Origin of the sequence: uncultured Thiodictyon sp., from assembly GCF_903828115.1 — a bacterium.
GTDB lineage: Bacteria > Pseudomonadota > Gammaproteobacteria > Chromatiales > Chromatiaceae > Thiodictyon.
In genome coordinates this window covers 22,147-28,146 of record NZ_CAIKKU010000250.1, presented here as the reverse complement: position 1 = coordinate 28,146, position 6,000 = coordinate 22,147, and the positions used below count along the sequence as shown (strand labels likewise).

Below are 6,000 nucleotides of genomic sequence, written 5' to 3'. Positions count from 1 at the left end.
TCTCTCGCACCCCAAAGTGCATTGCTTCTCCGATTACGACAACGACAACGACAACGACAACGACAACGATTGCGTCTAACTTGATCTCGACTCGTTACTAACTTATGGATAATGCGGAAACCCACACGCCAGTCATACAGCAGTACCTCGGTTTCAAGGCGCAGCACCCGGGGATGCTGCTGTTCTTCCGCATGGGCGATTTCTACGAACTGTTCTTCGAGGATGCCGAGTGCGCCGCCGCGCTCCTGGACATCACGCTGACCAAGCGGGGCGCCTCCGCCGGGCAGCCGATCCCGATGGCGGGCGTGCCTTACCACGCCGTCGAGGGCTACCTGGCCCGGCTGGTGCGCAAGGGGGTCTCGGTCGCCATCTGCGAGCAGATCGGAGACCCGGCCACCACCAAGGGGCCGGTGGAGCGGCGGGTGATGCGGATCGTCACCCCTGGGACCCTGACCGACGATGCCCTGCTGGATGAACGCCAGGAGAACCTGCTGGTCGCCATCGCAGAGGGCGCCGCCGGCGCGCCGACGGGCTTCGGTCTGGCCGTCCTGGAGTTGTCGAGCGGACGCTTCTCGGTCCTGGAGTTGGAGTCGATGGAGGCCCTGGCGAGCGAACTGGCGCGCCTGCGGCCGGCCGAGGTCCTGCTGGCGGAGGACAGCCGACTCCCCGCGGCGCTCGGCCTGGAGCGTGGCCTCACCCGCCGCCCCGCCTGGCACCTGGACGCGGACACCGGGGAGCGCCTCTTGTGCGAGCAGTTCGGTACCCGTGACCTGACCGGGTTCGGCTGTGCCGGGCTGCGCCTGGCGGTCGGGGCGGCCGGCTGCCTGCTGGCGTATGTCCGCGACACCCAGCGCGCCGCCCTGCCCCACCTGCGCGGCCTGACCACGGAGAGCCGGGACGCGGCGGTGATCCTGGACGCCGCCACTCGCCGTAACCTGGAGCTGACCGAGAGCCTGTCCGGCCGCGCCGAACACACCCTGGCCGGGGTGCTGGACCATACCGCCACCGCCATGGGCAGCCGGCTGCTGCGCCGCCGCCTGGCCCGCCCCTTGCGCGATCAGGCGGCGGTGCGCGCCCGTCACCAGGCACTCGCCGCCCTGATCGACGCGGCCGCGGGGGCACCCCTGCGAGACCTGCTGACCGGCGTCGGCGACCTGGAGCGCATCCTCGCGCGGGTCGCGCTGGGCACGGCGCGTCCGCGGGACCTCGCGGTCCTGCGCGACTCCTTCGCCCTGTGCCCGGACCTGGGCGCCCTGTTGGCCGCCATCGATGCCCCGCTGCTCGCGGACCTGCACGAGCAGCTCGGTGAGCACCCCGACCTGGTCGCCTTGCTCAATCGCGCCATCCTGCCCCAGCCGCCGCTCCTGATCCGCGACGGCGGGGTCATAGCCCCGGGCTATGACAGTGACCTGGACCAACTGCGGGCCCTTTCCACCAACGCGGACCAGTTCCTGCTGGACCTGGAACTGCGCGAGCGCGAGCGCACCGGGATTGCGACGCTCAAGGTCGGCTATAACCGCGTCCACGGCTATTACATCGAATTGGGCCGGGCGCGCGCCGATCAGGTCCCGCCGGACTATGTGCGCCGCCAGACCCTCAAGGGCGCGGAGCGCTATATCACCCCGGAGCTCAAGCGCTTCGAGGACGAGGTGCTGGGCGCCCGGGAGCGCTCGCTGGCGCGGGAGAAGGCGCTCTACGAGGCCCTGCTCGCCACCCTGCGCGACGCCATAGGGGTGCTGCAAGTCAGCGCCGCGGCCATCGCGCAGATCGATGTCATGGTCAATCTGGCCCTGCGCGCCCAGGCCCTGGACTGGTCCCGCCCCAGCCTAACCGACGAGGCCATCATCGAGATCACCGACGGCCGCCACCCGGTGGTGGAGCGGGTCCTGGACCGCCCCTTCGTGCCCAACGGGCTGCGCCTTGACGGGCGGCGGCGCATGTTGGTGATCACCGGTCCCAACATGGGCGGCAAGTCGACCTATATGCGCCAGTGCGCCCTGATCGTGCTGCTCGCCTATGCCGGCAGCTTCGTGCCGGCACGCGCTGCCACGCTGGGGCCGGTGGACCGGGTCTTCTCGCGCATCGGGGCCGCCGATGACCTGGCCGGGGGGCGCTCGACCTTCATGGTGGAGATGGAGGAGACGGCCAACATCCTGAACAACGCCACCGCCCAGAGCCTGGTGCTGATGGACGAGGTGGGCCGCGGCACCAGCACCTTCGACGGCCTCTCGCTCGCCTGGTCCTGCGGCGTGGAGCTGGCCACCCGCATCCGCGCCTACACCCTGTTCGCGACCCACTATTTCGAGCTGACCACCCTGCCGGACGAATATCCGGGCATCGCCAACGTGCACCTGGACGCGGTGGAACATGGTGCCTCCATCGTCTTCCTGCACGCCCTGCTGGAGGGGCCGGCCAATCAGAGCTATGGACTCGCGGTCGCCGCCCTGGCCGGGGTGCCGCCAGGTGTCATCACGCGCGCCCGCGGGCGCCTGCGGGAACTGGAAGACGCCGCCCGCCGCCATGCGGAGCAGGGGTCCCGGCAATTGTCGCTGTTCCTGCCCGAACCCCAGCGCGCCCCTGAACCGCTGCCGGAGCACCCGGCCTGCGCGGCCCTGCGCGAACTCGTGCCCGACGCCATGAGCCCCCGGGAAGCACTGGCGGCGCTCTATCACCTGCGCGACTTGGTGCCATAGGAACCTATCCGCGTTACGCTGAATCCGGCCGTTGCTCACCCACGGCGCCAAGCTCGCCAAGAAATTCCATCGAACGGACCCAACTACCCCGCGGCGCGCCGGGCGCCGCGACCCCGGCGGATCCTGATCGCGATAATCAGCGCCAGGGCCCCCACCGAAATCGCAAGCCCGGCCTGCTCCTGCCAGAGGCCAGTCCAACGCACCGCAATCTCATGCGACCCCGCCGGCAGGTCCACGACGATGAGTCCCGTCTCCGCATCGATACCGCCCGCCCCGCGTGCCCCATCCAGATACAGCGTCCAGGCGGGGAAGGCAAAGAGCGGCAGAATCACCCGGCCGCCCGACTCGGTCGTGACGCGCCACACCCGTCGATGCGCCTCCTGCACCACTTGCTCACACCGCAGGGCCTCACGCCCACAATAGCCGTCGAATCCCCCGGAATCGATATAGCTGCGCCATCTGGGGCCGATGGCTGCCGGTTCCGCCCCCCGCTGCGCAACATTACCGACCAGGGTGGCCGCACCGAGTTGCGGATCCACCCCCTCACGCACCAACTTCATCTGCACAGCACCGAAGAGGGCAAAGGAGAGGCCAAAGCAGCCGATGACCGATAGCTTCAATCCTCTCGATCCTCCGGCCCGAAACGCTATGACACCCGCTAGAGGGAGCGCCAGGCCGCCGGCCAGACTTGCGACCGTCAGGAACCGGTAGGGCCATTGCACGTTGGTGAGAAAGGGGATTGCCGCATACAACGGATAGGCCACTTCGCTGGCCATCACCAAGGCCAGCGCCCCGACGACCGCGAGGCGACTCGCCATCCTCCAGACCCCGTCGCGCGCATCCCGCCACCGGTAGAGAATCAACCCGGTCACGACCAGCGAGGCCAGGGGAACCAGCGGCAATACCCATTGCGCCACCGCCCACCGCACACCGAAGATCCGGGACGTGACCACCGGCAGGATAAAGCTGTTACGCCAATTCAGGTAGAGCGCGTCGGTCCCATACTCCGGGCTGAACAGAGGCCCGGACGTCACCGCCAGCAGCACATAGGTGGCGGCGAGTCCAATGCCGAGCGACACCGATCCGATCCAGCCCAGCAAGCGCACCGCCCCCTGGTCGCCCGCACCCCAGAGGAGACCCGCCAGCTTCATCAGCCCGACACACACCAAAACCATGAAGGCCACCAACAGGTGCGTCATACAGAGGCCGGCGATCGTCAAGGCGAGCATCAGACTCACGGATTCGTCACGCTCACGCAGCGACAGACCGATCGCCAGGAGCGCCAGCGGCAGACTGAAATGCCATGGGAGTGCAACGTGAAAACCAAATAGAAACATCGCAAAGGGCGACGCCTGAAGCGCGAGCGCACCAACCCAGGCCCACCCCGCGGACGCCGTGCGCCGGAGCACCCAGTAGGCCGCGATACCCAACAACAGTGACGACGCGACCGCGGTCGCGCGCATCGCATCCCAGATACTCAGTCCGCACGCCTTCAGGCCCGCGATCACGTAGTAATAGCCCGGGTGGACAATGACAAAGCTCGGCTCCCCAAGGCCGAAATTCGCAAGCGGCATCCACCGGGGATAAAGCGTTCCCTCCGCCAACGCGGCGGCGAACTGGTACGACCAACGGTAATGCGTCCGCAGGTCGATGCTGTCGAATACCTGACCCAGCACCAGGATAGCGGCGTTTACCAGCAGTGCCGACAGCAGTAACACCCCGGCAACTAGCCAGAATTCCGCGGCCGATCCCGCCGACCGACCATCCCGAACGCTACTCGCTTCCACGCCCATGCCCACCTGCCCGAGCCGTCAGCGGCCCACACGGTCAACGTCCACAATCGGCAAGGTGCCTGCGCGCACCGTCGCCGCCCTTTTCCCCCGGTGTCCGCCGGTCTCAATACCCGGCGCGCCTAACCAGAGGCCCACCCCTGCGCCGGCCCCCGCTTCATCCGCTCCAGCACCAGACACCAGACCCAGGCGGCATTGATGACCAGTAGTGCCATCACCGGAAAGTGATAACGCGATTGCCCGGAAAACGCGATGGAAACCAGCGTGGTGAGAATTGCAAAGACATAGCCGAACCAGATCCACCGCCCGCCCCGGCCTGCCGACCCTTGCCGATAGAGCAGCGGGAAGGCGAGTATCGCAAACAGCATGACCATATAATATACCTGGTTCAGGCCGCGGATCGTCCGGTAAGCCCAGCGGTGGTTCTCGTATACCGGGCCAGTCTCTTGGTAAGCCCATTCCGCCTCACCATCCGGAACCCACAGCCGCCAGACCTTATGGGGAATCAGCGCCAAGAATCGCCCAGGATTGTCCCGAACCCACTCCCCGGCCAGGCGCTTCGCGCGCCGATCGATTTCGATCTCGTCCCCCGCCGGATGACCCAGCGACACCACCAGCGGGTCATCGGTGCGAAAATCGGTACGGAAATCGGGGCGCATGCTTGGGTTATTGCCGGTGAGCAGCGTAATCCCGCCGTTCGTGGAGACGAGCACGGGCACTCCCAGAGCCAGATAGTTGCGATAGGTCCAGGGCAGCAGCGTCGCAACCATGATCAGGCAGACGAATGCACCGCGAGCCAGGGCGGCAAGCCGCTCGCGACCTCGCGCAATCACCACCACATCGAATGCGACGAGCAGCGGCGCCAGCAGCAGCGCCTGAGTCTTCACCAGCGTCGCGGCGCCGCACAACACACCGATTGCGATGATTCCCAGCCGCCGCGGATACCGTAAGTAGAGCCAGACACTTGCGAGTAATAGTGTGGTGAACAGGGTTTCGCTGAGCAGGAGGCTGGGATAGGCGATATAATTAGGATACAACGCCAATAGGAGTACTGCCGAGCGGGCCACTGTTTCGTTTCCCGACACCTCCCTGGCAATCGCCAGCACGAGAAAAAACGTCAGCACCGAGAGCAATAGATTAGCGGCTTGCCCGACCCCGGGATCTGCCCCCAACAACCAGTACCACGCCGCGAGAAAAGCCGGATAACCGACCGGCCAGAAGGCGGTGGGCACGCCGTTTCGATTGTAACCCAACCCCTGCGCAATACTCTGCGCGGCGTTGTGATACCACAGCGCGTCGGAAACGGGCGCGACCGGCACCAGCAGCATCACCGCCAGTCGTAGCACAATCCATAGCGCCAGCACCAGCGGCACGAACAGCGGATGACCGATGAGGCGCACGCCAGTGGCCGCAATCCCCGACAGGACCCTGCTCATTCTCATGTCAACATCTCCCCCGCCCAGGCGAGCGGCCCGCTCCGGCGCTTTCCCATCTCCGTACAGCAGCCCGCGGCGGAC

The 6,000-nt window shown here is 66.8% G+C and carries 3 protein-coding genes; 1 reads left to right on the top strand and 2 read right to left on the bottom strand.

Going from position 1 to position 6,000, the window contains the following annotated elements; genetic code table 11:
* The first annotated feature begins 104 nt into the window (after positions 1-104).
* Positions 105-2,693: a DNA mismatch repair protein MutS gene (mutS, locus tag QZY48_RS09435; protein WP_295430427.1), complete on the top strand. Its 2,589-nt coding sequence runs from the start codon at positions 105-107 to the stop codon at positions 2,691-2,693.
* A gap of 83 nt (positions 2,694-2,776) precedes the next feature.
* On the opposite strand, the gene QZY48_RS09430 is transcribed toward mutS, so the two are convergent.
* A complete protein-coding gene (locus QZY48_RS09430) occupies positions 2,777-4,411 on the bottom strand; it encodes a hypothetical protein (protein ID WP_295430425.1) in 1,635 nt (544 codons plus the stop codon).
* A 194-nt stretch (positions 4,412-4,605) separates the two neighbouring features.
* Positions 4,606-5,919, bottom strand: coding sequence for a glycosyltransferase family 39 protein (locus QZY48_RS09425; RefSeq protein WP_295430423.1), 1,314 nt, complete (start codon positions 5,917-5,919; stop codon positions 4,606-4,608).
* Positions 5,920-6,000: the final 81 nt, after the last annotated feature.

What these genes read in the sequence shown, in the direction of transcription:
- QZY48_RS09425 (WP_295430423.1), bottom strand. Translation starts at nt 5,919, where the DNA reads ATGAGCAGGGTCCTGTCGGGGATTGCGGCCACTGGCGTGCGCCTCATC.
- mutS (WP_295430427.1), top strand. Translation starts at nt 105, where the DNA reads ATGGATAATGCGGAAACCCACACGCCAGTCATACAGCAGTACCTCGGT.